Raw genomic sequence first — 26,708 nt, 5'->3', positions numbered from 1 at the left:
CTCGAGCAGGGGGACCCCCATCGCCCCAGCGGAACGATTGTCCACAACGGGTGTGGTCGGGTGTGGCGATTGGCGGCGCGAAGCTGCCGCCCCGTAACGGGGTCCGGGGGGCGTCGCCTCCGGGCCGTACCCGGCCCCTCCGGGCCGTACCCGGCCCCTCCGGGCCGTACCCGGCCCCTCCGGGCCGTACCCGCCCCCCGGGCCGTACCCGGGCCCCGGGCCGTACCCCCACCCGCCCCCGGCAGGGTTTCGGGAAGGGGTGGGGTGGGGGAGTCCGTTCTGAGCCGCGCCCGTCCGCGGCGGGGGACCGCCCCCGGGCGGGTGGGTGAGCCGTCATGGGCCCCGCCCCCGCTGCGGGCCAGGCCCCCGGCGCCGGGAGAGTCCGTACTGAGCCCCGCCCGCCTGCGGCGCGGCCCCCGGCCTCAGGTAGCCCCCACCCCCGTCAACCGAAACGCGTCCAGCGCCAGCGTCATCTCCGTCAGGTCCCGCGGCCGGGACAACGACCGCGACGTCAGCTGCTCCAGGCGGCGCAGGCGGTTGAAGACCGTGTTCCGGTGGCAGTACAGGCGAGACGCCGCCCGCCCCGCCGACCCCTCGCAGTCCAGCCACACATCCAGCGTCTCCAGCAACACCGCCCGATCCGCCGGATCCAGTTCAAGCAACGCACCCAGCACATCCGCCACCAACAGCCCCGCCAGCTCCGGCTGCCCCACCACCAGCGCCCCCGCCATCCGGCGGTCGAGACGGACGATCAGACGTGACTCCGGCGGACTCGTCCGCAGCGCCAGCTCCGCGAGCCGCCGCGCCCGGCCCAGCTCCGCAAGGCCCGTCACCACCGGGCTGATCCCGCCCGGGCCCGGGCACCGCCCCTCAAGGAGCTCCGACAGCGCGTCCAGGCCCGTGCCCTCCGCCAGCGACACCACCGCGATCTCGCAGTCCGCGCCCATCCGCCACAGGAACCGCACCCCGGCCCCCCGCACCCGCCGGTGGAACGGCTCCGGCACCTCCCGGCGGTCGTGCCGCAGCACCACCACCGCGTACCGCCCGTGTTCCGGCAGGTCCAGGCCCGCCGCCGCACGCGACGTGACCTCGGGCGAGCGCTGCCCCTGGAGCAGCGCGTCCAGGAGCGCCTGGAGCTGCTCGTCCGTACGCCGCCGCAGCTCCAGCTCCGTCGCCCGGTACGCCTCCGACGCCGTGTCCGCCTGCGCGTCCACCGCCGACCACATGATCGTCGCCGACTGGGTCAAGGCGGCAAGGCGGGGCGGAAACCCCGACGCGTCCTCGATCAGCGCGTCCCACACCAGCTGCCCGGCATGCCGGTACGCGTGCACGAGCAGCTCCAGCGGCATGCCCTGTTCCGCCCGCCGCCGCCCCAGCTCGTCCGCGTGCTCCAGATCCCGCCGCGGCGAGTCCCGCGGCGCCGAGATCATCTCGATCCCGATCCGAATCGCCTCCTGGGCCTCCCGCCAGTGCTGGTCGTACGGCACGATCCGGCCGTACGCCGGCTCGTACTCGTGCAGCTCCCTCAGATGCTCGTCCACCAGCTCGGGCAGCCGCTCCAGAAGCGCCGTACACGCCTCCGCGAGCAGCTTCCAGTCGTCGCCGGTACGCGGTCTGCGCCGTCCCATGCCCGGAGGATGCCACCCCGGACCCCATCCCGACAGGCCCCTGACACGCGGTGTTGTGCGCGTGCACAACCCACCGCCGCGTCCGCTGGTCACCGGCAGCGTTTCGGCCGCCGCACGTGGACGGACGGGCACCGCGGTGCTGGGGTGAGCGCCACTGAACGGGCCACGGAAGGGGAGCCATGGGAGGGACCGCACTCGCCCTCGAGGTAGCGGACCTGTCGGCGGGATACGGACCGGTACGTGCGCTGAGGCAGGTGTCGCTCGCCGTGCCGGAAGGCGGCGTCGTCACCGTCCTCGGCGGCAACGGAGCGGGCAAGTCCACGCTGCTGCGCGCCGTCTCGCGCACACTGTCGTTCCACGGCGGAGCCGTCACCTCCGGCACCGTGACCTTCGGCGGCCGCCCGATCGGCGGGCTCGCCCCCGACCGGATCGTCGCCGCCGGGGTCTCCCAGGTACCGGAGGGGCGGCAGGTCTTCGCCCGGATGACGGTCGAGGACAACCTGCGCGCCGGGGCGCTCGGCGCGAGCGGCGACCGCGCCACCAGGGCTACGGCCCTCAAGCGCGTCCACGAGCTCTTCCCGGTCCTCGCCGAACGCGCCCACCAGCGCGCCGGCCTCCTCTCCGGAGGCGAGCAGCAGATGCTCGCCGTCGGCCGCGCCCTGATGGCCTCGCCGAAGCTGCTGCTCCTGGACGAGCCCTCGCTCGGCCTCGCCCCGCTGATGGCCGCCCGGATCGCCGACACGATCCGCGAGATCAACGCCCAGGGCACCGCCGTCCTCCTCGTCGAACAGAACGCGGCGCTCGCGCTGCGGCTCGCCTCCCGGGCGTACGTCCTGGAGGTCGGCGAGGTCACCCTGTCCGGGCCGGCCGCCGAACTCGCCGCGTCCGACGAGGTCCGCCGCCGCTATCTGGGCGTCGTGGACGAGGACGCCGCCGCCGACGCGGCGACCGCCGCCACGGTCCACCCCGTGCTCTCCCGCTGGGAGGGCGGCCGATGACAACGACCTCCGCCCGTCCCGCGGCAGCCCGCGCCCCGCACGCGGCCACTTCCCATCCCCGTCCCGCGGCAGCCCGCGCACCGCACGCGGCCACTTCCCATCCCCGTCCCGCGGCAGCCCGCGCACCGCACGCCGCCGCTTCCCATCCCCGTCCCGCGGCAGCCCGCGCACCGCACGCCGCCGCTTCCCGCCCGCCCCTGTCCCGTGGGGAGGACCGATGAGCCAGACCCCGTCTCCCGGAAAGGCAGCGGGCGCGGCCGACACCACGCCGTCCCGGGCGGGCATCGCCGCGGTTCCCGCCCTCGACGTCCGGGACCTCACTGTCCGCTTCGCCGGCCTCACCGCCCTCGACGCCGTCTCCTTCACCGTCCGGCCCGGCACCGTGCACGCCGTCATCGGCCCCAACGGCGCCGGCAAGTCCACCTGCTTCAACGTGCTCTCCGGGGTCTACAAGGCCACCTCCGGCAGCGTCCGTTTCGGCGACCACGAACTCACCGCCCTGCCCCCGCACAAGATCGCCGACCTCGGCGTCGCCCGCATCTTCCAGAACCTCGCGCTGCCGCCCCGCGCCTCCGTCGAGGACAGCCTGATGCTCGGCCGTCACCGGCTCACCCGCACCGGCTTCGTCTCGGCCGGGCTCAGGCTGCCCGCCGCCGCCCGCGAGGACGCCCGCCACCGCGCCCGCGTCCGCGAGATCGCCGCCTTCGTCGGCCTGGAGAAGCAGCTCGCGCAGCCCGCGGGCTCGCTCCCGTACGGGCAGCAGAAGCTGGCCGAACTCGCCCGCGCGCTCTGCATGGAGCCCCAGCTGCTGCTCCTCGACGAACCCGTCGCCGGCATGACCGCCGACGAGCGGCGCCGTACCGCCGCCGTCATCGCCGGCGTCCGCGACAGCCTCGGGATCTCCATCGTCCTCGTCGAACACGACATGGGAGTGGTGATGCGGCTCGCCGACGCCGTCACCGTGCTCGACTTCGGCCGCCGGATCGCCGACGGCGCCCCCGGCGACGTACAGAACGACCCGGCGGTCGTCCGCGCCTATCTCGGAGAGGAGACCGCCGAGTGACCACCTTCGCCGAACTCCTGCTCAACGGCGTCTCGTTGGGATCCATCTACGCCCTCATCGCCCTCGGCTTCGTGGTGATCTTCCGCGCCACCGAGGTCGTCAACTTCGCCCACGCCTCCCTGCTCCTCGCGGGCGGCTACTTCACCGCCGTGCTCCACGACGACATCGGCTTCTGGCCCGCGCTGCTCGTCGGCATCGGCGGCGCGGCGCTGGTCGGCGCGGCCGTCGAGTTCCTCGTCATGCGCCGCTACCGGGGCTCCGACCACAGCGTCCTCGCCATCGTCACCATCGGCGTCGACATCCTGCTCGCCACCGAACTGACCCGCCGCATCGGTACGGACATCCTGTCGCTCGGCGACCCCTGGGGCGACGCCGTCGTCACCCTCGGCCCGGTCACCCTCGCGCAGACCCGGATCGCGGCCTTCCTCGCGGCGGCGCTGCTCATCACCGCCTTCCTGCTTGCCTTCCGGTACACCTCCTGGGGCGTCGCCATGCGCGCCGCCGCCGAGAACCAGGAGACCGCCGCCCTCATGGGCATCCGGCTCGGCCGGGTCTCGCTCGGCGCCTGGGCGGTGGCCGGCGGCCTCGCCGCCGTCGCCGCGCTCTTCCTGACCGTCTTCCCCACCCCCGGCCTGGAACGCTCCACCTCGTTCGCCGCGATGAAGGCCTTCCCGGCCGCCATCCTCGGTGGCCTCGACTCCACCACCGGCGCCCTCGTCGGCGGCCTCCTGGTCGGCGTCACCGAGTCCCTCGCCACCGGCTACCAGGGCGATCTGACCTTCCTCGGCCGGGGCATCGGCGACCTCGCCCCGTATCTCGTGATGGTCGCGGTGCTGCTGATCCGCCCCGCCGGACTCTTCGGTACGAAGGAGCTGGCCCGTGTCTGAGACCCTCGCACCCCGGTCGGTGGCCGCCCTCGCCCGCCCCCGCGTCTACGGCTGGGCCGTCGCCGGCCTCCTCCTGGTCGCCTTCCCCTTCTACCTGGACCGCTTCTGGCTCCAGGCAGGGCTCTTCGCCATGGCCGCCGCGATCGGCGCCATCGGCATCAACCTGCTGACTGGCGCCACCGGCCAACTCTCCATGGGCCACGCCTTCTTCCTCGCCGTCGGCGCCTACGGCTACTGCGCCTTCGCCGGCGACGGCTCCGACGGGCTCACCGGGTTCGGCCTGCCGGGCTGGCTCGCCGCCGTCCTCGCCGTCGTCCTCGCGGGCCTGGCGGGCGGGGTGTTCAGCCCCATCGCGGGCCGGCTGACGGGCGCGTACCTCGGTATCGCCACCCTCGCGCTGATCTTCATCGGCCAGCACGTCCTGTTCAACGCCCACGACCTCACCGGCGGCTTCAACGGCCGGGCCGTGCCCCCGCTCAGCCTCTTCGGCCTCACCTTCGACGACACCGAACTCCTCGTCGCCCAGGTCCCGTTCGGCTCCGCCGAGAAGCTCTGGTACCTCGGCCTGGTCCTCCTCCTCGCGGGCGCCCTCTTCGCCCGCGGAGTCCTGCGCGGCCGCCCCGGCCGCGCCATGAACGCCATCCGGGACCACCGGATCGCCGCGGGCGTCATGGGCATCCCCGTGGCCCGCTACCGCGCCGCCGTCTTCGTCCTGTCGTCCATGTACGCGGGTCTGGCGGGCGTGCTCCTCGCGCTGGTCTTCCAGCGGACCGTGCCGGAGTACTTCGGCATGCTGCTCTCCCTCGAATACCTGGCCATGATCGTCATCGGCGGTCTCGGCTCGGTCGCCGGCGCGGTGATCGGAGGCGTCTTCGTCTCCCTCCTGCCGCAGCTCCTCAACCGGTACAGCGACACGCTTCCCCTGGTCTCCGCCCCCGGGACGGGCGGGATCGCACCGGGGGAGGCCGCCCGCTACCTCTACGGCGCCGCCGTCGTCGCGGTGGTGCTCTTCCTGCCCGGCGGCCTGGCCCGGCTGGCCGCCCGGAAACCCAAGCGAACCGCCCAACCCTCACACTCCTCTCGGGAGGACCGATGACCCACCGACGACCGGCGACCAGAACCCTGGCCGTCACGCTCGCCACCCTCGTCGCCCTGACCGCCGCCGGCTGCAGCTCGAAGGCGAAGAGCGGCGACGACAAGGACACCGGCGCGGGCGGTGTGAAGGCCGGCAAGGGCGTCACCGACACCACCATCACGCTCGGCGCGCTCACCGACATGACCGGCGTGTACGCCACCCTCGGCAAGAGCGTCACGCAGGCGCAGCAGCTGTACGTGAAGCAGGTCAACGCGTCCGGCGGGATCTGCGGCCGGCAGCTGGAGCTGACCGTCCGCGACCACGGCTACGACCCGCAGAAGGCGCTCTCCGCGTACACCGAGCTGGAGCCGAAGGTGGTCGGCTACGCCCAGTTCATCGGCTCCCCGTTCGTGGCGGCGGTCAAGCAGCGCGTCGACGGCCAGGACAAGGGGCTCGTCCTGCCCCAGGCCTGGTCCGCCTCGCTGCTGGGCTCCCCGTACATCCGCGTCCTGGGCACCACGTACGACGTCGAGACGATCAACGCCGTCGACTTCCTGGTGAAGGAGAAGGGGCTGAAGTCGGGCGACAAGCTCGGCCACGTCTACTTCGAGGGCGACTACGGCGAGAACGCGCTCGCGGGCTCGAAGTACGCGGCCGAGAAGGCGGGCCTCACGGTCGTCGAGCAGAAGATCAAGCCGACCGACAACGACATGTCGGCGCAGGTCGCGGCGCTCAAGCAGGCGGGCGTCAAGGGCATCGTGATCAGCGCGGGCCCGCGGCAGGCCGCCTCCCTGGTCGGCGTCGCGGCCGCGACGAAGCTCCAGGTGCCGGTCATCGGCAACAACTCGGCCTTCGCCCCGCAGCTGCTCGGCACCCAGGCCGGACCGGCCCTGGAGAAGATGTACTGGTTCGCCTCGCCGAGCCTGCCGATCGGCGCGGACACCGCGTCGGCGAAGAAGCTCGTCGCCGACTACAAGGCCGCGTACCCGAGCGACAGCCTCGACAACGGCATCGTCGCCGGCTGGACGGCCGCGAGCGTCTTCGGCGAGGCACTGAAGAAGGCCTGCGCCGGCAAGGACCTCACCCGTGAGGGCATCGACAAGGCGCTGCTGACCCTGAAGGACGTCGACCTCGGCTTCGGCATGACGCACGACTTCAGCGACCCGAAGGCCCCGTCGTCCCGCGAGTCGGTGATCATCCAGCCCGACAAGACCGTCCCCGGCGGCATGCGCACGGTCCGCGAACCCTTCGTCTCGGACACGGCGAAGGAGTTCACCCCCAAGGTCGGCTGACCCCGGCCGTACGGAACCGAGGCGGGTACGACGAAGGGCCCGGGTGCTGGGGAAGCACCCGGGCCCTTCGTCGTACACGTGCACGTACCGCCTACGGCAGCTGCGCCGCCTCCGCCTGGCGGGCCTCGCGGCTCTCGCGGCGGTTGTCGCGGAAGGTGTTCACTCGCCGGGCCGTCGCGAAGAGGGGGATCACGGCGCCCAGCACCACCTGCAGCGCGCAGCCGGTCTGGAGCAGGAGCTGCCCGCCCGGGGCGTCGAACGCCCAGGCCGCCAGCATGCCCATCGCACCCACGATCCAGCTGAGCATCGCCACCGCGAGGATGCCCCGCGGCTTCGGGTACTCGACCCGGCTCACCATCAGCCAGGCGACCCCGATGATCGCGAGCAGCGTCGGGATGAACGGCAGCTCCAGGAGCACGATCGAGACCACCGTCAGCGCGCCGAAGGGGCTCGGCATGCCCTGGAACATGCCGTCCTTCATGGTCACGCAGGAGAATCTCGCGAGCCTGAGCACCACCGCGAGCAACACCACGATCGCGGCCACCGCCGAGACCTTCTGCTGCGCGCCGGGCGTGACCATGCCGTACACGAGTACGAAGTAGGCCGGGGCCAGACCGAAGCTGATCAGGTCCGAGAGGTTGTCGAGCTCCGCGCCCATCGGCGACGAGCGCAGCTTGCGCGCCACGATGCCGTCGAAGAGGTCGAAGATCGCCGCGGCCAGCATCAGGATCACGGCGGTGGCGGCGCTGTTGCGCGCCATGCCGGTCTCCGTGCTGCCGGTGAGGTGCGGGATGAGGATGCCGGTGGTGGTGAAGTACACCGCCATGAATCCACACGTGGCGTTACCGAGCGTGAGGGCGTCCGCTATGGACAGCCGCAACGACAGCGGCATCTCCTCGGCCTCGTCGGCCGAGTCCTCGTCCGCGTCGGCGGCCCAGTCGGCGGCCCTGGTGTCGGGATCAATCACGGTCAATGCGAGTCACCCCCGCGGTCGTGGTCTGACCGACCTCGACGGCGACGTCGACACCTTCCGGAAGGTAGATGTCAACGCGCGATCCGAAGCGGATCAGACCAATGCGCTCGCCCTGCTCGACCTTCGTCCCCTGGGGGATGTACGGCACGATGCGCCGTGCCACGGCACCGGCGATCTGCACCATCTCGATGTCACCGAGCTCGGTGTCGAAGTGCCAGACAACGCGCTCGTTGTTCTCGCTCTCCTTGTTGAACGCCGGGACGAACCCGCCCGGGACGTGCTCCACGGACGTCACCGTGCCGGCCAGCGGCGCGCGGTTGACGTGGACGTTCAGCGGGCTCATGAAGATGGCGACCCGGGTGCGTCCGTCCTTCCACGGCATGATGCTCTGCACCACACCGTCGGCGGGGGAGATGACCCGGCCCTGAGCGATCTCACGCTCGGGGTCGCGGAAGAACCACAGCATGCCCGCCGCGAGCGCGGTGGTGGGCACGGCGATGGCCGCGGCACGCCGAGACCTGCGCGCACGCACGAGGCTCAGCGCCGCGGTGGCGACGGTCGGCAGAAGCCACGGCGATGCTCCGCGTGCGATGCGTACGCCGGTGAGGCTGTCGCGAGGTGCAGAGGTTTGGCTGTGGGGCATGGATGACCTTCGTAGCGGATGATGCCGCACTGGCAACAGGGGACGGCGGCTTTCAAACGATGCTATCGGTTGCGGGCCGCAACTGGGTAAGCCAGAAGCCGAGTCGACGGCCGGAAGGCGAACACGGGGTGTGATCTTCTTCGCGGCCGAACCGACGCAAAAGCGACAATCAACCCTGGAGCCGGTACTCCTCGAGGAGCCTGCGACCGATGATCATTTTCTGGATCTCGGCGGTACCTTCGCCGATGAGCAGCATCGGCGCCTCACGGTAGAGACGCTCGATCTCGTACTCCTTCGAGAACCCGTACCCACCGTGGATACGGAAGGCGTCCTCGACGACTTCCTTGCAGTATTCGGAGGCGAGGTACTTCGCCATCCCTGCTTCGAGGTCGTTTCGTTCCCCGGAGTCCTTTTTGCGTGCTGCGTTCACCATCATGGCATGAGCGGCTTCGACCTTGGTAGCCATCTCGGCGAGCTTGAACTGAATCGCCTGGTGCTGGGCGATCGGCTTGCCGAAAGTGTGGCGCTGCTGGGCATACGAGACACCCAGTTCGAAGGCACGCTGAGCGACGCCGCAGCCACGTGCCGCGACATTCACGCGGCCGACTTCCACGCCGTCCATCATTTGGTAAAACCCTCGGCCGGTGGTCCCGCCGAGGACCCGATTGGCCGGAATGCGCAGTCCGTCCATGATGAGTTCGGTGGTGTCGACGCCCTTGTAACCCATCTTGTCGATCTTCCCGGGGATGGTGAGGCCGGGGCGGACCTCTCCGAAGCCGGGCTCCTTCTCGACGAGGAAGGTCGTCATCGACTTGTGGGGCGCCGTGCCCTCGGGGTGTCCTTCGTCACTTCGGACGAGAACGGCGACGAGCGTTGACGTTCCGCCGTTCGTCAGCCACATCTTCTGACCGTTGAGGACGTACTCCTCGCCGTCCTTCACGGCCTTCGACGTGATGGCCGACACATCCGAGCCGAGGCCCGGCTCCGACATCGAGAACGCGCCACGCGTCTCGCCGGCCGCCATCCGGGGCAGGAAGTACTCCTTCTGCTCCTGGGTGCCGTGCTGCTTGAGCATGTACGCCACGATGAAGTGCGTGTTGATGATGCCGGAGACCGACATCCAGCCACGGGCGATCTCCTCCACGCACAGCGCGTAGGTGAGCAGCGACTCGCCCAGACCCCCGTACTCCTCGGGGATCATCAGACCGAAGAGGCCGAGTTCCTTCAGCCCGTCCACGATCTGCTGCGGGTACTCGTCGCGGTGCTCCAGCTCCGTCGCGACCGGGATGATCTCCTTGTCGACGAACTCCCGGACGGTCTTGAGGATCTCCTGCTGGACGTCCGTGAGCCCGGCGGTCTGGGCGAGTCGGGCCATGGCTACTTCTCCGTCTTCTTGGCGGGCTCGATCAGGGTGGGGCGGCCGGGCTGCTCGCCGCCGCGCTCCTTGATGTACGTCTCGGTGGGGACCATCACCTTGCGGCGGAAGACGCAGACGAGGGTGCCGTCCTGCTTGTAGCCCTTGGTCTCCACGTACACGATCCCGCGGTCGTTCTTCGACTTCGACGGGGTCTTGTCGAGGACCGTGGTCTCGCCGTAGATGGTGTCGCCGTGGAAGGTCGGCGCCACGTGGCGCAGCGACTCGATCTCCAGGTTGGCGATCGCCTTGCCCGAGACGTCCGGCACGGACATGCCGAGCAGCAGCGAGTAGATGTAGTTGCCGACGACGACGTTCTTGCCGAAGTCCGTGGTGTTCTCGGCGTAGTTCACATCCATGTGCAGCGGATGGTGGTTCATCGTCAGCAGGCAGAAGAGGTGGTCGTCGTACTCGGTGACCGTCTTCCCGGGCCAGTGCTTGTAGACGGCGCCGATCTCGAACTCTTCGTAGGTGCGGCCGAACTGCATCGGACTCAGGCCTCCGGGATCTGGAACTTGCTGGTGCGCTGCATGCCGGCGGCGCGGCCCTTGCCGGAGATGACCAGGGCCATCTTGCGGGAGGCCTCGTCGATCATCTCGTCGCCGAGCATCGCCGAGCCCTTCTTGCCACCGGCCTCGGACGTGTAGAAGTCGTACGCGTCCAGGATCAGCTCGGCGTGGTCGAAGTCCTCCTGCGAGGGGGAGAAGATCTCGTTCGCGGCGGCGACCTGGTCCGGGTGGAGCACCCACTTGCCGTCGAAGCCGAGCGCGGCGGCGCGCTGGGCGACCGCCTTGTAGCCCTCGGGGTTGCGGACCTGCAGGTAGGGACCGTCGATGGCCTGGAGGTTGTTGGCGCGGGCCGCCATCAGGATGGCCATCAGGATGTAGTGGTAGGCGTCGGCGCCGTAGCCGGGCGGCTGCTCGCCGACGACCAGCGACTTCATGTTGATGGAGGCCATGAAGTCGGCCGGGCCGAAGATGATCGTCTCCACGCGCGGCGAGGCCTGCGCGATGGCGTTGACGTTGTTCAGGCCCTGGGCGTTCTCGATCTGCGCCTCGATGCCGATCTTGCCGACCTCGAAGCCCATCGTCTTCTCGATCTGCGTCAGCAGCAGGTCGAGCGCCACGATCTGCTGGGCGTCCTGGACCTTCGGCAGCATGATGCAGTCGAGGTTCTGGCCGGCGCCCTCGACGACGGTGACGACGTCCCGGTACGTCCAGTGGGTCGTCCAGTCGTTGACCCGAACGACGCGCGTCTTGCCGGTCCAGTCGCCCTCGTTGAGGAACTTGACGATGGTGTGGCGGGCATCGGGCTTGGCGAGCGGCGCGCAGGCGTCCTCCAGGTCCAGGAACACCTGGTCGGCGTCCAGCCCCTGGGCCTTCTCCAGGAAGCGCGGGTTGGAGCCGGGGACGGCGAGGCAGGAGCGGCGCGGCCGGAGCCGGTTCACGGTCGTCATGCGGGGACCTCCAGGGGGTCGAGCTTGTTCGCTTTCCGGATCTCGTCGACGATACGGCCGATGATCTCGGTGATACCGAAGTCCTTCGGGGTGAAGACGGCGGCCACACCCGCCCGCTTCAGTTCTACGGCGTCGGCGTTCGGGATGATCCCGCCGACGATGACCGGGATGTCCTGCGCGCCGGCCTCCCGGAGGCGGTCGAGGACGTCCGGCACCAGCTCGGCGTGCGAGCCGGAGAGGATCGACAGACCGACGCAGTGCACGTCCTCCGCGAGGGCCGCGTCGACGATCTGCTCGGGCGTCAGCCGGATCCCCTGGTAGACCACCTCGAAACCGGCGTCACGCGCGCGTACCGCGATCTGCTCGGCCCCGTTGGAATGCCCGTCCAGGCCCGGCTTGCCGACCAGGAGCCGCAGCCGCCCGGAGCCCAGCTCGTCTGCGGTACGCGTCACCTTCTCCCGTACGAGAGCCATCGGCGTCCCCGCCTCGGCGGTCACCGCGACCGGGGCGGAGGAGACGCCGGTGGGGGCGCGGAACTCGCCGAAGACGTCCCGCAGCGCCCAGGACCACTCGCCGGTCGTCACACCGGCCCGCGCGCACTCCAGGGTCGCGGCGAAGAGGTTGCCGTCCCCGGCCGCCGTCGCCTTGAGCGCTGCCAGCGTCTCCTGGGCACGGCTCTCGTCACGGTTGTCGCGCCACTCGTGGAGCTTGGCGACGACCTTGGCCTCGTTGGCCGGGTCGACCGTCATGATCGCCGTGTCGAGATCCGCGGTGAGCGGGTTCTCCTCGGTCGACTGGAAGATGTTGACGCCGACGATCTTCTCGTCGCCGGCCTCGATCCGGGCCCGCCGCTCGGCGTGCGAGGAGACCAGCTGCGACTTGAGGTAGCCGGACTCGACGGCGGCCATCGCGCCGCCCATCGCCTGGATCCGCTCGATCTCCGCAAGGCACTCCGTCACCAGGGCGTCGACCTTGGTCTCGACGACGTGCGAGCCCGCGAAGATGTCCTCGTACTCCAGCAGGTCGGACTCGTGGGCGAGTACCTGCTGGATCCGGAGCGACCACTGCTGGTCCCAGGGGCGGGGCAGGCCCAGCGCCTCGTTCCAGGCGGGCAGCTGGACGGCACGCGCGCGTGCGTCCTTGGAGAGCGTGACGGCCAGCATCTCCAGGACGATCCGCTGGACGTTGTTCTCCGGCTGCGCCTCGGTCAGGCCGAGCGAGTTGACCTGGACGCCGTAGCGGAACCGGCGCTGCTTCTCGTTCTCGATGCCGTACCGCTCGCGCGTGACCTGGTCCCAGATGCGGCCGAAGGCGCGCATCTTGCACATCTCCTCGATGAAGCGGACGCCCGCGTTCACGAAGAACGAGATACGGGCGACGACCTCGCCGAAGCGGTCCGCCGGGACCTGGCCGGAGTCCCGGACCGCGTCGAGCACCGCGATCGCGGTGGACATCGCGTACGAGATTTCCTGGACCGGAGTGGCCCCCGCCTCCTGCAGGTGGTAGCTGCAGATGTTGATCGGGTTCCACTTCGGGATGTGGTTCACCGTGTAGGTGATCATGTCCGTGGTGAGGCGGAGCGAGGGGCCGGGCGGGAAGACGTGTGTCCCGCGCGACAGGTACTCCTTCACGATGTCGTTCTGGGTGGTGCCCTGGAGCCGGGTGACGACGTCCTTGCCGCCCTGCTCCTCCGCGACCACCTGGTAGAGCGCCAGGAGCCACATCGCCGTGGCGTTGATGGTCATCGAGGTGTTCATCTGCTCCAGGGGGATGTCCTGGAACAGCCGGCGCATGTCACCGAGGTGCGAGACCGGGACCCCGACCCGGCCGACCTCGCCGCGGGCGAGGATGTGGTCGGGGTCGTAGCCGGTCTGCGTGGGCAGGTCGAAGGCGACCGAGAGGCCGGTCTGCCCCTTGGCGAGGTTGCGCCGGTACAGCTCGTTGGACGCCTCGGCGGTCGAGTGACCGGCGTACGTCCGCATGAGCCACGGCCGGTCCTTTTCCTTCCGCGCCTGCGGCTGAGGGCGCTCTGTGCCGGTGTCGACGTTCCTCGGTCCGCGGTCGCTTCGCTCCCTTGCCTTCGTCTCTTTCGACTCCGGCGCGCCCTCAGCCGCAGGCGCAGTCTGACGCTCTGTCATGTACGGCCCCGGTCTCAGATGTTACGGAAGCGGTTGATGGCGTCGATGTGCTTCGCGCGCATCTCCGGGTCACGGACGCCGAGACCCTCCTCGGGGGCGAGCGCGAGGACGCCGACCTTGCCCTGGTGCAGGTTGCGGTGCACGTCGTAGGCGGCCTGGCCGGTGTCCTCCAGGGAGTAGACCTTGGAGAGCGTCGGGTGGATCTTGCCCTTGGCGACCAGGCGGTTGGCCTCCCACGCCTCGCGGTAGTTGGCGAAGTGCGAGCCGATGATCCGCTTCAGCGACATCCACAGGTAGCGGTTGTCGTACTCGTGGTTGTAGCCCGAGGTCGAGGCGCAGGTGACGATCGTGCCGCCCTTGCGGGTGACGTAGACGCTCGCGCCGAAGGTCTCGCGGCCCGGGTGCTCGAAGACGATGTCCACGTCCTCCCCGCCGGTGAGCTCGCGGATGCGCTTGCCGAAGCGCTTCCACTCCTTCGGGTCCTGGTTGTGCTCGTCCTTCCAGAACTTGTACCCCTCGGCGTTGCGGTCGATGACCGCCTCCGCGCCCATCGCCCGGCAGATGTCGGCCTTCTCCGGGGAGGAGACGACACAGATCGGGTTGGCGCCGCCGGCCAGCGCGAACTGGGTGGCGTACGAACCGAGTCCGCCGCTCGCGCCCCAGATCAGCACGTTGTCGCCCTGCTTCATGCCGGCGCCGTTACGGGAGACCAGCTGGCGGTACGCGGTGGAGTTGACCAGGCCCGGGGCCGCCGCCTCCTCCCAGCTCAGGTGGTCCGGCTTCGGCATCAGCTGGTTGGACTTGACGAGGGCGATCTCGGCCAGGCCGCCGAAGTTGGTCTCGAAGCCCCAGATGCGCTGCTCGGGGTCGAGCATCGTGTCGTTGTGGCCGTCCGAGGACTCCAGTTCGACCGAGAGGCAGTGCGCGACGACCTCGTCGCCGGGCTTCCAGGAGTTCACACCCGGGCCGGTGCGGAGCACGACGCCCGCGAGGTCGGAGCCGATGACGTGGTACGGCAGGTCGTGGCGCTTGCTGAGGTCGCTGAGCCGGCCGTAGCGCTCCAGGAAGCCGAACGTCGACACGGGCTCGAAGATCGAGGTCCAGACCGAGTTGTAGTTCACGGAGCTGGCCATGACGGCGACCAGCGCCTCGCCCGGGCCGAGCTCGGGGAGCGGCACGTCGTCCAGGTGGAGCGACTTGCGCGGGTCCTTGTCGCGGCTTTCGAGGCCCGCGAACATCTCGGTCTCGTCCTTGTGGACGGTCACGGCGCGGTACGACTCGGGGAGCTTGAGGGCGGCGAAGTCCGAGGACGTGGAGTCCGGGGACTGGATCGCGTCCAGGATGTCCTTCACGGGGTGCCTCCGGCGGTGCGGTTTCGTCGAGGGGAGTTGCTGCGGTGGAGGTGTGCCGTCGGTTCGGCGGGTGGTGCGGTGGGGCCGCGCCTGGTGGGCGCTGAAGTTGCCTGTGACGCAGGCGTCCGGGCGCACAATCACGATCGCTTGTGGGGACAGCCGGCGCACGAGGAGACCTCTGCGCGCCGACCGCCCGGACAACATCAACGTATGGCACCGCGTGTCACCTGACAAGGCACTGGGTGCCAACAATTTCACTCATATGCAATCTGCCGGTCACACATGAGCGATGATCGATCGAAGGGCAGGACAAAAACGGCGAAGGCCGCCCCGGGTGCCGGGGCGGCCTTCGCCGTACGAGGGGGAGCTCAGCCCTTCAGGGCCTGCTGGATCGTCCGCATGACCTCGTCCAGGGGCGCGTCCGTGCGGGCCACGGCGATCACCACGTCGCCCTCGCCGGACATCGTCGCTGTGGCCGCCGTCGCCACCGGTGCGGACGTCTGGGGGCCGGCCTGCTGGCCGGTCTGGCCGGCCGAGGCCGGCCGGGCGCCTATGCCGGAGCCGAACGTGTCCCGCACGATCGCGAAGGCGTGGTCCAGCTGCGCCTCCACGTCCCCCTGGCCGCCCGCGCGCAGCCAGCGGCGCAGCACGTGGTTGTGGGCCGTGACGACCGCCGAGGCTGCCACCTCGGCGAGCAGCGGGTCGTCGTTGCCGTCGTGGTGGTCGCGCTCGTCGAAGTGGCCCAGCAGATAGCGGGTGAACAGCCGCTCGTAGCGGGCCACCGAGGCGATCTCGCGCTCCCGCAGGGTGGGTACCTCGCGGGTGAGCCGGTACCGCTCCACGGAGACCGCCGGGGACCCCGCGTACATCTTCATGACTTCCTTGATGCCCCGGCAGACGGTGTCCAGCGGGTGCTCGTGCGGCGGGGCGGCGTTCAGGACCGCCTCCGCCCGCACCAGGGTGTCGTCGTGGTCGGGGAAGATCGCCTCTTCCTTGGAGCGGAAGTGGCGGAAGAACGTCCGGCGGGCGACCCCGGCCGCCGCCGCGATCTCGTCGACCGTCGTGGCCTCGTACCCCTTGGTCGCGAAGAGCTCCATGGCCGCGGCCGCCAGCTCACGGCGCATCTTCAGCCGCTGTGCGGCCGCACGGGTGCCGGCCGGGCTCTCCTGAGCGTCGGGCGTGGACGTGGCACGGGGTGACTTCGCGGCCTTGGACATGTCCTGAACGTACTGCATCAGTGCGGGAGTGTGCCCAGGTGGGGGAGGGTCGCCGGGGCCCGCGCCCGGGGTGCCGGAGGCGCTCCCGGGGCTCAGCAACCCTCCCCAGCCCGCGGAGGGCTCAGCGACGGGCATATTCGCGGAAGCCGCGCCCCGTCTTACGGCCCAGGCAGCCGGCCGCCACCAGGTGCTCCAGCAGGGGCGCCGGGGCCAGGCCCGGGTCACGGAACTCGCGGTGCAGCACCTGCTCGATCGCGAGCGAGACGTCCAGGCCGACGACGTCGAGGAGCTCGAACGGCCCCATCGGGTAGCCGCCGCCCAGCTTCATCGCGGCGTCGATGTCGTCCAGGGACGCGTAGTGCTCCTGGACCATCTTGATCGCGTTGTTCAGGTACGGGAAGAGCAGCGCGTTCACGATGAAGCCGGCCCGGTCGCCGCAGTCCACCGGGTGCTTCCGGATCTTCGCCGTGACCTCGCGGACCGTGGCGTGCACGTCGTCGGCGGTCAGGACCGTACGGACGATCTCCACCAGCTTCATCGCGGGCGCCGGGTTGAAGAAGTGCATCCCGATCACGTCCTGCGGGCGCGAGGTCGCGCGGGCGCAGGCGACGACCGGCAGCGAGGACGTCGTGGTGGCGAGCACCGCGCCGGGCTTGCAGATCTTGTCGAGCCGGGCGAAGAGCTCCTGCTTGATCGCCAGGTCCTCGGCGACCGCCTCCACGGCGAGGTCGACCTCGGCGAAGGCGTCGAGCGAGCCGGCCGCGGTGATCCGGGCCAGCGTCTCGTCGCGGGCCTCGCCGGTCATCCGGCCCTTGTCGACCGAACGGGCGAGGGACTTCGCGATCCGGGCCTTGGCGGTGTCGGCCTTCTCCTGCGAGCGGGCGGCGAGCACGACCTCGTAACCGGCCTTGGCGAAGACCTCGGCGATGCCGGAGGCCATGGTCCCGGAGCCGGCGACGCCGACCGAGCGGACCTCGCGGCCCGCCGCGGTGGCGGCGCTCTCCAGCGGGGTCAGCGCGTCGCGGACCACGGTGGCCGAGCTCGCCGCGTCGTAGGTGTAGAAGCCGCGACCGGACTTGCGGCCCGTGAGACCCGCCTCGCTGAGCTGCTTGAGGATCGGGGCGGGGGCGTGCAGCCGGTCGTGCGACTCGCTGTACATCGCCTCCAGGACGGTACGGGCGGTGTCGACGCCGATCAGGTCGAGCAGCTCCAGCGGGCCCATCGGCAGACCGCAGCCGAGCTTCATCGCGGCGTCGATGTCCTCGCGGGAGGCGTACTTCGCCTCGTACATGGCCGCGGCCTGGTTGAGGTAGCCGAAGAGCAGCCCGTCCGCGACGAAACCGGGGCGGTCGCCGACCGCGACGGGCTCCTTGCCCAGGTCGTGCGCGAGGGTGGTGACGGCCTCGACGGCCTGCGGCGCGGTGAGGACCGAGGAGACGACCTCGACCAGCTTCATCGCCTGGACCGGCGTGAAGAAGTGCAGGCCGAGCACGCGCTCCGGGTGGGCCGAGTCGGCGGCGAGCCGGGTCACGGAGAGGGCGTTGGTGCCGGTGGCGATGATCGCGTCGGGCCGGATGATGGCGTCCAGGGCCCGGAAGACCTCCTGCTTGGCCTCGTACGACTCGGGCACGACCTCGATCACGAGGTCGGCGTGGGCCGCCGCGTGCAGGTCGGAGTAGGTACGGAAGCGGGCGAGGACGTCCCGCCGCTCCTCCTCGGTGATCCGCTCACGGGCCACCGCGCGGGCGGTGGACGCCTCCAGGGCGGCGACAGCCTGGCCGGCGGCGGCTTCGCTGATGTCGATGCCGATGACCTCGCGGCCGGCCCGGGCGAGGACATCGGCGATGCCCTTGCCCATGGTGCCGAGACCGACGACGGCGATGGTGGAGAGAGGGGTGTCCATCAGGGGACTCCAGGGAGGGAAGAGTGACGACTGAAGGCGGCGATCGCGGGCGCGAAAAGCGCATCGCGTGGGCGAATCGAAACGCGTAGGAATCGAAACGCGTGCGGTCGAAACGCATGCGGGCGCGAGAGAAACGCGCGGGAAAAGGAGTGACGGACTCTGTCCCGAAGTCACGTCTGAAACTGCCGAACCGACACACTCGATCTCACGACGGCTGCGTCACCAGGCCGTTGTGAGGGTGCGGGGGTGACCCGCTCACCTGAGATTAACCGGCGGGTAACGAGCGCGCCAGTCCCGGGGAGTTCGGAAAATGTGATCTGGATCGCGGATACCCTGGCGGCCATGGAAATCGCCCAGGACCCCGAATTCTGCTCGATGATCGATCGATTGCGGGACGAGATCCACGACGGTGCGGAAGCCGATCGAAAACCATTCGAAGAACTCGTCGCCACCGACGATCCCGAGGAGTTCGCGCGCGTCCTCACCGCGCCCGGCCAACCCCTCTGGGCCCGCGAGATCGCCGCCTTCCGGCTCGGCCTCGCCGGCGACCCGCGCGCCTTCGAGGCGCTGGTGCTCCTCCTCAACCACCGCGACCCCGAACGCTGCGTCTCCGCCGCGTACGCCCTGGCCCGGCTCGGCGATCCCCGCACGGCGCGGGCCGCCGCCACCCTCGCGACCAACGAACTCCGCGTCGCCTACGCCCTCTTCCCGGTCCGGCTTCTCACCGACCTGCGCGCCCCCGAGTCCGTACCGGCTCTGGTCGCCGTCCTCGAACGGCGCCTGGCGAGCGACGATCCGCACTGGCGCGTGGGGCTCGCCTGCGTCGAGGGTCTCGGCACACTGGGCGACCCGCGCGCCCGGCCGACCCTCCGAGCCGCCCTGCCCCACCCGCGCCTCGGCCCGGCGGCCGAGGCGGCGCTCGCCCGGCTCCCCGACTAGCGGGCGCCGTCCACCGCGAACAGCCTCACCGGAGCCGGCTCCTCCGTACCCTCGTCCCCCTCCTCCGCGTCCTCCTCCTCCGGGACCAGCGCGAAGGCCTCGATCTCGATCAGCAGCTCCGGGCGGACCAGCGCGGCGACCTGGACCGCCGAGCTCGCCGGGAGCGGCGCCGCGCCGAACGCCTCGTCCCGCGCCGACCGGACGGCGGGCAGGTGGGCGACGTCCGTGACGAAGTACGTCAGCTTCACCACGTCCGCGAAGCCGGCGCCCGCCGCGGCCAGGCAGCGGCGCAGGTTCGCGAAGACCTGACGGGCCTGCGCCGCCGGGTCGTCCGCCCCGACGACCGCGCCCGCGGCGTCGAGGGAGCACTGGCCGGATATCGCGACGAACCGGCCCGTGCCCCAGACGACGTGGCTGTACTGGGGACTGGCGGCGACACCGTCAGGGGCGGACACATGGGTCAGGTGCGAACTCATGCCCGACATCCTCGCGCACGCCACTGACAGTCGAGGCCGCCCCCGGGGCCGTCAGCGCTCGTGACCGAGGAGCGCGTGCAGGACCTCCCCGCCCGTCGCCGCCGCCGGCGCGGCCGCGACGCGCTTCTCCCCGGCCTTCTTCTTCGGCTTCGGCTCCGGCTCCGGGAGCGCCGCGCAGACCGCGTCCACTTCCGACTGCCCGTCCTGCCCGTCGCCGCGCGGCACCCGCCCGGACTCGAGGTAGGCCGCCAGGTGCTCGTCCATGCAGTCGTTGCCGCCCAGCGTCACCCCGTGGTTCCCGCCGCCCTCCTCGACCACCAGGCTGGAGCCCCGCACCATCCGGTGCAGCGCCACACCGCCCTCGTACGGAGTGGCCGCGTCGTCCGTCGCCTGGAGGATGAGCACCGGCGGCACCTCGTCGTTCGAGACGTCCGGCGGCGTCAGCGAGTCCACCGGCCAGAACGCGCACGGAGCGTTGTACCAGGCGTTGTTCCAGGTGGAGAAGGGCGCCTTGGCGTGCACGTCCCAGTTGTCCGTACGCCATGTGCTCCAGTCGCGCGGCCACTGCGCGTCCCGGCACTGCACGCTCGCGTAGACCGAGTAGCTGTTGTCGGCCGCCGTGTCCGCCGCCCCGTAGTTCTCGTACGCCCGGGTCAGCGGGGCCGCGTCCTTGTCGTTGACGTACGCGGAGAAGGCCTCGGCGAGTTTCGGCCAGTAGCCGTTGTAGTACCCGCCCGGCAGGTACGTGTCCTCCAGCTCGCCGGGGCCCACCTTGCCGCCCGCCGGGGTCTTCCGCAGCGCGTCCCGCATCCCGTACCAGGCGGCTTCGACCGCCGCCGGGTCCGTGCCGAGGCCGTACGTGGCGTCCTGGCGGGCCACCCAGGCCATGAAGTCCTTGTGGCGGGTGTCGAAGGCGTAGTCCTGCGCGATGTTGTCCTCGTACCAGACGCCCTGCGGGTTGACGACCGAGTCCAGCGCCATGCGGCGCACCCGCTCCGGGTACAGCCGCGCGTACACGGCGCCGAGATACGTGCCGTAGGAGTAGCCCAGATAGGTGAGCTGCGGAGCGCCGAGCGCGGCGCGGATCGCGTCCACGTCCCGGGCGGTGCTGACCGTGTCGATGTACGGCAGGACATCGCCGTGCTTCTCCCCGCAGGCCTTCGCGAAGGCCTGCGCCCGCTCGACGCCCCGCTGCTCGCCCTCGGCCCCGCTCGGCACCGAGTCGTGGCGCACCGGGTCGAAGTGGCCCGGCCGGCAGTTCAGCGCGGGCTCGCTCCTGCCCACCCCGCGCGGGTCGAAGCCGATGACGTCGTACTGCGCCGCCACCTTCGCGGGCAGCGAGGCGGCCACGAACCCGGCCATGGTCCGGCCGCTGCCGCCCGGTCCGCCCGGGTTGACGACCAGGGGACCCTGGGACTCCTTCGCCGTGTGCGGGACCCGGGTGAGCGCGAGCGTGATGCTCCGGCCGGCCGGGTCGTCGTGGTTCAGCGGCACCTTGAGCGTGGCGCACTGGAGCTTCGGATACGCCTGGGTGGCACAGCCGCTCCAGACGAGCGGCGCGATGGGCCGGGGGGTCGGCTCGGGCCGGGGCGTCGCGGACGCGGGCAGGACGGTGGCCGTCCCGGCGACCAGCGCCCCAGCGGCGATCAGCATTCCTGCGCGTGTGGTCATAGGGCGTCCGTGCCCCGAAGGGAAGGCGAAAGGACATGTTCCGCCCAGAGTTGACCCGAACAGACGATCCGTCAGGTCATCAGATGAGGCTCAGTTGCTCGGGCGCTCCCGCCGACGCCGGCTCCTCCGGTACGGGTATCCGGCGCGGCGCGCCCCGGTGGGCGGGTCCGATCCCGAACTCGGCGGCCAGTTCGTGGACCTGACGGGTGATCCGGCGCTGGTACCAGGTCGGCGCGTACGCCCCGTCCGCGTACATCCGCTCGTACCGCCCCACCAGCCGGGGGTGGTGCTGCCGCAGCCAGGTGAAGAACCACTCGCGGGCTCCCGGCCGCAGATGCAGCACGAGCGGGGTCACGGAGGTCGCGCCCGCCTCGGCGATGGCGCGCACGGTCTCCCGCAGCTGCTCGGGCCGGTCGCCGAGGAACGGGATCACCGGGGCCATCAGCACCCCGCAGCCGATGCCGTGCTCGCCGAGCGTGCGGACGACGTCCAGGCGGCGCTGCGGGGAGGGCGTGCCGGGCTCGACCGTGCGCCACAGCGCTTCGTCGGTGAAACCGACGGAGACGGAGATGCCGACCTCGGTCACCTCGGCCGCCTGGACGAGCAGATCCAGGTCGCGCAGGATCAGGGTGCCCTTGGTGAGGATGGAGAACGGGTTGGCGTGGTCCCGCAGGGCCTCGATGATCCCCGGCATCAGCCGGTAGCGGCCCTCGGCCCGCTGGTAGCAGTCGACGTTCGTCCCCATCGCGATGTGCGCGCCGTGCCAGCGCCGGGAGGAGAGCTGACGGCGTACGAGCTCCGGGGCGTTGATCTTCACCACGATCTGGGAGTCGAAGCCGAGGCCGGTGTCGAGGTCGAGATAGCTGTGGGTCTTGCGGGCGAAGCAGTAGACGCACGCGTGCGTGCAGCCGCGATACGGGTTGACCGTCCACTCGAACGGCATCCGGGAGGCGCCCGGCACCCGGTTCACGATCGAGCGGGCCCGCACCTCGTGGAAGGTGATCCCGCGGAACTCGGGGGTGTCGAAGGTGCGGGTGGTGACCGCGTCCGTGCCGAACAGCGCGGTTTCGGCGGCGACGCCGTTGTCGCCCAGATTGTCCCAGCGCATGGACGCCTCCTCGGTAGCAGTACCCTCAGCCGTTCCCTCAGAATAGAACACATGTTCCCTTGATCGTCGCAACCCGAGGGGGAACTCATGGGGAACCCGGATTTCCGGGAGGGGAACCCGGATTTGGGAGGCCCGCGCCCAGGTGGTTGGCTTGGCGCCACACCCTTGAAGAACCAAGTGCTGGAGGAAGTGCCATGGCGCAGGTCGAGGCCACCACGGAGCGGATCATCGCGGCGGACCCGGAGAAGGTGTTCGACGCCCTCGCCGACTACGCCGGCACGCGCGCGAAGCTGCTGCCCGAGCACTACAGCGAGTACGAGGTGCGTGAGGGCGGCGACGGCGAGGGCACCCTCGTCCACTGGAAGCTCCAGGCCACCAGTAAGCGCGTCCGCGACTGCCTGCTCGAGGTCACCGAGCCCACCGACGGGCAGCTGGTGGAGAAGGACCGCAACTCCTCCATGATCACCACCTGGACCGTCACCCCCGCCGGCGAGGGGAAGTCGAAGGCCGTCGTCAGCACCGTCTGGAACGGCGCCGGCGGCATCGGCGGCTTCTTCGAGAAGGCCTTCGCGCCCAAGGGGCTTGGCCGCATCTACGACCTCGTGCTCGCCAACCTCGCCACCGAGGTCGAGAAGTAACGCCCGAGCGCTCACCGGTTCGAGTGGTTTTACCGCGACCCCCGCAAGAGCGCCCCGCGCGCCCGGGGGTCGCACACCTCCCCGTAAACGCGCTGATGAGCGCCCCAAGTGCGCCTCCACGCAAGCCCGTTCGCGATCATGCGCGGGGCTGAGCTTCCGTACCGTCCGACTTGCTCCCGCTTCGTGCCCAATGCGAAGAATGGCGCGGCGCTGATGTCGTGACGAGGGGAGCAGCACGTGGGTGCGATCACGCTGGTGAAGGACGACGTACCGCGCGTCGCGGACGGTCCGCCCGCCGGCCGGACGCCGCCACCCCCGTCCGAGGAAGGCGCCCTCGACCCCCGCCGCGTCCGGCTCGTCTTCTTCGGCCTGATGCTCGCGCTGCTGCTCGCCGCCCTTGAGCAGATGATCGTCGCCACCGCCCTGCCGAAGATCGTCGGCGAACTCCAGGGCCTGGACCGGATGTCCTGGGCGATCACCGCCTATCTGCTGACCGCCACCATCGGCCTGCCCGTCTACGGCAAACTCGGCGACCTCTTCGGCCGCAAGGGCGTCTTCCTCTTCGCCATCGTGGTCTTCATCATCGGCTCGGCCCTGGCCGGCTGGTCACGGTCCATGGACGAGCTCATCGCCTTCCGGGCCGTCCAGGGCATCGGCGCGGGCGGCCTGATGATCGGCGTCCAGGCGATCATCGCGGACATCGTCCCGGCCCGGGAACGCGGCCGCTACATGGGTCTCATCGGCGCCGCCTTCGGCCTCGCCTCGGTCGCCGGACCCCTGCTCGGCGGCTTCTTCACCGATCACGTCTCGTGGCGCTGGTGCTTCTACTTCAACGTGCCGTTCGGGCTCGTCACCCTCGCCGTCGTCGCCGTCGTGCTCAAGCTGCCCAAGCCGGCGACCCGGGCCCGGCTCGACGTCCTCGGCTCGATCCTGCTCGCCGCCGCATCCACCTGCCTGGTCCTGCTGACCAGTTGGGGCGGGACCGAGTACGACTGGGACTCCAAGGTCATCATCGGTCTCGGCGCCGGCGCGGCCGGAACGACCCTGCTCTTCCTGGTCGTCGAGCACTTCGCCCCCGAACCCCTCATCCCGCTACGGCTGTTCCGCGACTCGGTCTTCACCGTCACCAGCCTCGTCGGAGCCGTCGTCGGCATCGCCCTCTTCGGCGCCGCCAGCTATCTGCCGACCTTCCTGCAGATGGTCGAGGGCGCCACCGCCACCGAGTCCGGCCTCCTCATGCTGCCCCTGATGGGCGGGATCGTCGTCGCCTCCATCGTCTCCGGGCAGCTCATCACCCGCACCGGCCACTACAAGGTCTACCCGGTGGTCGGCGGCGCCGTCTCCGTCGTCGGCATGTGGCTGCTCTCCCGGATGGAGACGGACACCCCGCGCCTCCACCACAGTCTCTGGCAGGCCGTCCTCGGCATCGGCATCGGACTGGTCATGCCGGTCCTGATCCTCGCCGTCCAGAACTCCGTACGCCCCGCCGACCTGGGCACGGCGACCAGCGCACACAACTACTTCCGGCAGATCGGCGGCAGCGTCGGCGCCGCGATCTTCGGCACCCTCTTCGCCTCCCGGCTCGACGACGCCCTCGCCGACTCGCTGCCGCGGACGGCGAACGCCGCGCTGCCCCCCGCCGAATCGATCACTCCGCAGACGGTGCACGCCCTGCCGCCCGCGCTGCGGGACGCCTACATCCAGGCGTACGCGGACGCGATGCCGCGGATCTTCCTGTACCTCGTGCCGGTCCTCGTGCTCGGCCTCGTCCTCGCCTTCTTCCTCAAGGAGAAACCGCTGGTGTCCCACCACACCCCCACCACCGAGGCCCCCACCGCCGTGCCCCGCGCCCGCGCCTCCGCCGCCCCCACCACCGGCGGATACACCGCGGGACTCCCGGTCTGTGGCACGGTCCAGCACCACGACGGCAGCCGCGTCCCGCGCGCCGCCCTGACCCTCATCGACGTCCAGGGCCAGCAGATCGGCCGCGGCGGCAGCGGCGAGGACGGGCGGTACGCGCTCAGCGTCCCCGGACCCGGCTCGTACGTCCTGATCGCGGCGGCCGGCGGTCACCAGCCGCAGGCCGTCTCCGTCACGGTCGGCGAACGGCCCGTCGAGCTCGACGTGGTCCTCGGCGGCGCGGGCCGGCTGGCCGGCTGTGTCGTGACCGCCGACGGAACTCCCGTACGGGACGCGGCGGTCACCCTGACCGACGTACGCGGCGAGGTCGTCGCCTCCACGCGCAGCGGGCGCGAGGGCGGCTACGTCATCACCGAGCTGGTGGCGGGGGAGTACACGCTCGCCGCCAGCGCGCCCGCCTTCCGGCCCGCCGCGCTGCCGGTGAGCGTGCAGGCCTCCCGCGAGACCCGCCAGGACATCGAGCTGGCGGGCGGCGCGGTGCTGCGCGGGACGGTGCGCGCGGGCGGCGGCCGGCCCGTCGAGGACGCGCGGGTGACGCTCCTCGACGCGGCCGGGAACGTGGTCGACACCCTGACGACCGGGCCGGACGGGACGTTCCGGTTCGTGGACCTGTCCTCGGGCGAGTACACGGTCATCGCGGCCGGCTATCCGCCGGTCGCCACCGTGCTCCAGGTCGCGGGCGGCGGACGCACGGAACGCGACCTGCAGCTGGGCCACGCGGACTGAACCGGCCTCAGGAGGCGGCGGTCGCCTTGCGCAGCGTGCTGATGCAGCTGGTGATCGCCGCCTGAAGGGCTTCGAGGCGCTGGAGCATGTCGTCCTCCACGACGTCCTCCTCCAGGACCTCGTCGAGCGTCAGCTCCTCGAAGACCTTCGTCGCCTTCTGCAGACTGTTGTAGAACTTCGTACGCCGTTCCTGGACGCGCAGTGCGGGATCCGCCTCGACCGCCTCGGCGACCATGGTCTTCACCGCGTCGTACGCCTCACCGGCCCACTCGCCGGCCTCCTCGGCGTCGTCGAGCTCGTTGATGAGGGAGAGGTGCCGCTCGGCCTCGGCGCGCAGCTCGGCCGGCGCCTCGACGGTCTGCCCGGCGGGCGTCCTGATCTGCCCGTTCTCCACGATCTGCCGCACGTAACCGATCCGGTCGGCGGCCTTGGCCTCGTTCGCGACGGCCTTCTTCAGATCCCCGGTGCGCGCGATGGCCCGGGCCATCTCCGTCTGGAGCGCCGGGTCCTCCTTCATCCGGTCGAGCAGCGCGCCGCGCGCGGCCTCCGCCGTCCCGGGGTCGGCGAGGATCGCGGCCCGCAGGGCGGTGGGGTTCTCGGCGACCTCCAGGGCCTTCGTCGGCCGGATGCCCTCCGCCTCGGCTGCGGCGGTGATCGCGTGGCCGCGCACGGAGGTGGCGCTCGAGCGGGAGGAGTAGTACGAGAGCCAGACGTCGGCTTCGGGCAGCTCGATGTCCTCGCCCGGGACCAGCGCCTCGAACTGCGGCACGAGCCCGTCGTCGGCCGCCATGTCCCAGGCCTTGTAGTACCGCATGACCCGCTCCGGGGAGCACTCGGCCAGCTCGGCGAAGGCCTTCGCCGACACCTTCCCGGACTCACCGGCCGGCTGCCCGCCGGGCCGCACGCTCCGGGCCACCTTCAGCGCGAACGCCCAGCCGCCGGTCCGGGCGTAGACCCCGAACTCCCGGGCGTCCCGCACGACCACGTCGGGCACGTCCTGGACGACGAAGTCGGTCACCTCGGGGGTTTCCGTGGCGGCGGTTTCGGACGGGGCGATCGCGGTGGTCACCGAGAGGTCTCCTGACGGTCGGGAATGGTCGGGGGTGGTTCGTGCGAGGGGGAACTGCGCCCGCAAGCCTATACGTACGCGATGGCCAGGTTTAGGCCGAATTCGTCATTGCCAGAGGTCCA

At 70.9% G+C, this 26,708-nt stretch carries 22 protein-coding genes; 8 read left to right on the top strand and 14 right to left on the bottom strand.

Annotated elements, in window-relative coordinates; translation table 11 throughout:
* Positions 1 to 422: 422 nt before the first annotated feature.
* A complete protein-coding gene (locus tag Q5762_RS24350) occupies positions 423 to 1,628 on the bottom strand; it encodes a helix-turn-helix domain-containing protein (protein WP_315894349.1) in 1,206 nt (401 codons plus the stop codon).
* Between the two features lie 179 nt (positions 1,629 to 1,807).
* On the opposite strand from Q5762_RS24350, the gene Q5762_RS24345 reads away from it, so the two are divergent.
* The 5 genes from Q5762_RS24345 (at position 1,808) to Q5762_RS24325 (ending at position 6,943) form a co-directional block, all read left to right on the top strand.
* The gene (locus Q5762_RS24345) at positions 1,808 to 2,626 is read left to right on the top strand and encodes an ABC transporter ATP-binding protein (protein ID WP_315894348.1); all 819 of its coding nucleotides are present in this window, start codon (positions 1,808 to 1,810) and stop codon (positions 2,624 to 2,626) included.
* 217 nt (positions 2,627 to 2,843) lie between these two features.
* Positions 2,844 to 3,689, top strand: a complete 846-nt coding sequence (locus Q5762_RS24340) for an ABC transporter ATP-binding protein (RefSeq protein ID WP_315894347.1) — start codon at positions 2,844 to 2,846, stop codon at positions 3,687 to 3,689.
* Positions 3,686 to 4,576 carry a branched-chain amino acid ABC transporter permease gene (locus Q5762_RS24335; protein ID WP_315894346.1) on the top strand — a complete coding sequence of 297 codons (891 nt, stop codon included), beginning with the start codon at positions 3,686 to 3,688 and terminating at the stop codon, positions 4,574 to 4,576. The genes Q5762_RS24340 and Q5762_RS24335 overlap by 4 nt, the downstream gene beginning before the upstream one ends.
* On the top strand, positions 4,569 to 5,672 hold the full coding sequence (locus tag Q5762_RS24330) for a branched-chain amino acid ABC transporter permease (protein WP_399495256.1): 1,104 nt from the start codon (positions 4,569 to 4,571) through the stop codon (positions 5,670 to 5,672). Before Q5762_RS24335 ends, Q5762_RS24330 begins: the two co-directional genes overlap by 8 nt.
* Positions 5,669 to 6,943, top strand: coding sequence for an ABC transporter substrate-binding protein (locus Q5762_RS24325; RefSeq protein ID WP_315894345.1), 1,275 nt, complete (start codon positions 5,669 to 5,671; stop codon positions 6,941 to 6,943). The genes Q5762_RS24330 and Q5762_RS24325 overlap by 4 nt, the downstream gene beginning before the upstream one ends.
* Positions 6,944 to 7,034: 91 nt before the next feature.
* On the opposite strand, the gene pssA is transcribed toward Q5762_RS24325, so the two are convergent.
* The 9 genes from pssA to Q5762_RS24280 form a co-directional block, all read right to left on the bottom strand.
* Complete coding sequence (gene pssA / locus Q5762_RS24320) at positions 7,035 to 7,910, bottom strand: CDP-diacylglycerol--serine O-phosphatidyltransferase (RefSeq protein WP_315894390.1); 876 nt, start codon at positions 7,908 to 7,910, stop codon at positions 7,035 to 7,037.
* Positions 7,903 to 8,559: a phosphatidylserine decarboxylase gene (locus Q5762_RS24315; RefSeq protein ID WP_315894389.1), complete on the bottom strand. Its 657-nt coding sequence runs from the start codon at positions 8,557 to 8,559 to the stop codon at positions 7,903 to 7,905. The genes pssA and Q5762_RS24315 overlap by 8 nt, the downstream gene beginning before the upstream one ends.
* 169 nt (positions 8,560 to 8,728) lie before the next feature.
* Positions 8,729 to 9,934, bottom strand: coding sequence for an acyl-CoA dehydrogenase family protein (locus Q5762_RS24310; protein ID WP_315894344.1), 1,206 nt, complete (start codon positions 9,932 to 9,934; stop codon positions 8,729 to 8,731).
* A gap of 2 nt (positions 9,935 to 9,936) precedes the next feature.
* Entirely contained in the window at positions 9,937 to 10,461 is a 525-nt protein-coding gene (locus Q5762_RS24305; RefSeq protein WP_315894343.1) for a MaoC family dehydratase, read from the bottom strand.
* A 5-nt stretch (positions 10,462 to 10,466) separates the two neighbouring features.
* A complete protein-coding gene (locus Q5762_RS24300) occupies positions 10,467 to 11,429 on the bottom strand; it encodes a CoA ester lyase (protein ID WP_315894342.1) in 963 nt (320 codons plus the stop codon).
* The gene (locus tag Q5762_RS24295; RefSeq protein ID WP_399495255.1) at positions 11,426 to 13,567 is read right to left on the bottom strand and encodes a protein meaA; all 2,142 of its coding nucleotides are present in this window, start codon (positions 13,565 to 13,567) and stop codon (positions 11,426 to 11,428) included. The genes Q5762_RS24300 and Q5762_RS24295 overlap by 4 nt, the downstream gene beginning before the upstream one ends.
* Before the next feature lie 14 nt (positions 13,568 to 13,581).
* Complete coding sequence (gene ccrA, locus Q5762_RS24290; protein WP_315894341.1) at positions 13,582 to 14,919, bottom strand: crotonyl-CoA carboxylase/reductase; 1,338 nt, start codon at positions 14,917 to 14,919, stop codon at positions 13,582 to 13,584.
* A gap of 368 nt (positions 14,920 to 15,287) precedes the next feature.
* Positions 15,288 to 16,136, bottom strand: a complete 849-nt coding sequence (locus Q5762_RS24285) for a TetR family transcriptional regulator (RefSeq protein ID WP_315894340.1) — start codon at positions 16,134 to 16,136, stop codon at positions 15,288 to 15,290.
* A 121-nt stretch (positions 16,137 to 16,257) separates the two neighbouring features.
* Positions 16,258 to 18,039 (bottom strand): 3-hydroxybutyryl-CoA dehydrogenase, encoded by a 1,782-nt coding sequence (locus Q5762_RS24280; RefSeq protein WP_315894339.1) that lies wholly within the window; start codon positions 18,037 to 18,039, stop codon positions 16,258 to 16,260.
* Positions 18,040 to 18,381: 342 nt separating this feature from the next.
* Between Q5762_RS24280 and Q5762_RS24275 the strand changes: the two genes are divergently transcribed.
* On the top strand, positions 18,382 to 18,978 hold the full coding sequence (locus Q5762_RS24275) for a HEAT repeat domain-containing protein (protein ID WP_315894338.1): 597 nt from the start codon (positions 18,382 to 18,384) through the stop codon (positions 18,976 to 18,978).
* Here the strand turns inward: Q5762_RS24275 and Q5762_RS24270 are convergent.
* The 3 genes from Q5762_RS24270 to Q5762_RS24260 all read right to left on the bottom strand — a co-directional run bounded on the left by Q5762_RS24270 (position 18,975) and on the right by Q5762_RS24260 (position 22,233).
* Positions 18,975 to 19,454 (bottom strand): RidA family protein, encoded by a 480-nt coding sequence (locus Q5762_RS24270; RefSeq protein WP_315894337.1) that lies wholly within the window; start codon positions 19,452 to 19,454, stop codon positions 18,975 to 18,977. The genes Q5762_RS24275 and Q5762_RS24270 overlap by 4 nt on opposite strands.
* A 51-nt stretch (positions 19,455 to 19,505) precedes the next feature.
* Complete coding sequence (locus Q5762_RS24265; RefSeq protein WP_315894336.1) at positions 19,506 to 21,125, bottom strand: alpha/beta hydrolase; 1,620 nt, start codon at positions 21,123 to 21,125, stop codon at positions 19,506 to 19,508.
* Positions 21,126 to 21,204: 79 nt separating this feature from the next.
* The gene (locus Q5762_RS24260; RefSeq protein ID WP_315894335.1) at positions 21,205 to 22,233 is read right to left on the bottom strand and encodes an Rv2578c family radical SAM protein; all 1,029 of its coding nucleotides are present in this window, start codon (positions 22,231 to 22,233) and stop codon (positions 21,205 to 21,207) included.
* Positions 22,234 to 22,427: 194 nt separating this feature from the next.
* Here Q5762_RS24260 and Q5762_RS24255 point away from each other — a divergent pair, with 194 nt between their 5' ends.
* Both Q5762_RS24255 and Q5762_RS24250 read left to right on the top strand, forming a co-directional pair.
* A complete protein-coding gene (locus tag Q5762_RS24255; protein ID WP_315894334.1) occupies positions 22,428 to 22,871 on the top strand; it encodes an SRPBCC family protein in 444 nt (147 codons plus the stop codon).
* A gap of 237 nt (positions 22,872 to 23,108) precedes the next feature.
* On the top strand, positions 23,109 to 25,517 hold the full coding sequence (locus tag Q5762_RS24250; RefSeq protein WP_315894333.1) for an MFS transporter: 2,409 nt from the start codon (positions 23,109 to 23,111) through the stop codon (positions 25,515 to 25,517).
* Between the two features lie 7 nt (positions 25,518 to 25,524).
* Here Q5762_RS24250 and Q5762_RS24245 read toward each other — a convergent pair whose 3' ends face one another.
* Entirely contained in the window at positions 25,525 to 26,535 is a 1,011-nt protein-coding gene (locus Q5762_RS24245) for a hypothetical protein (protein WP_315894388.1), read from the bottom strand.
* Between the last annotated feature and the right edge of the window lie 173 nt (positions 26,536 to 26,708).

This window comes from Streptomyces sp. P9(2023) (assembly GCF_032436795.1).
Taxonomy (GTDB): domain Bacteria; phylum Actinomycetota; class Actinomycetes; order Streptomycetales; family Streptomycetaceae; genus Streptomyces.
The sequence above is the reverse complement of the archived record's forward strand: the minus strand, read 5'-3'. Positions and strand labels throughout refer to the sequence as shown.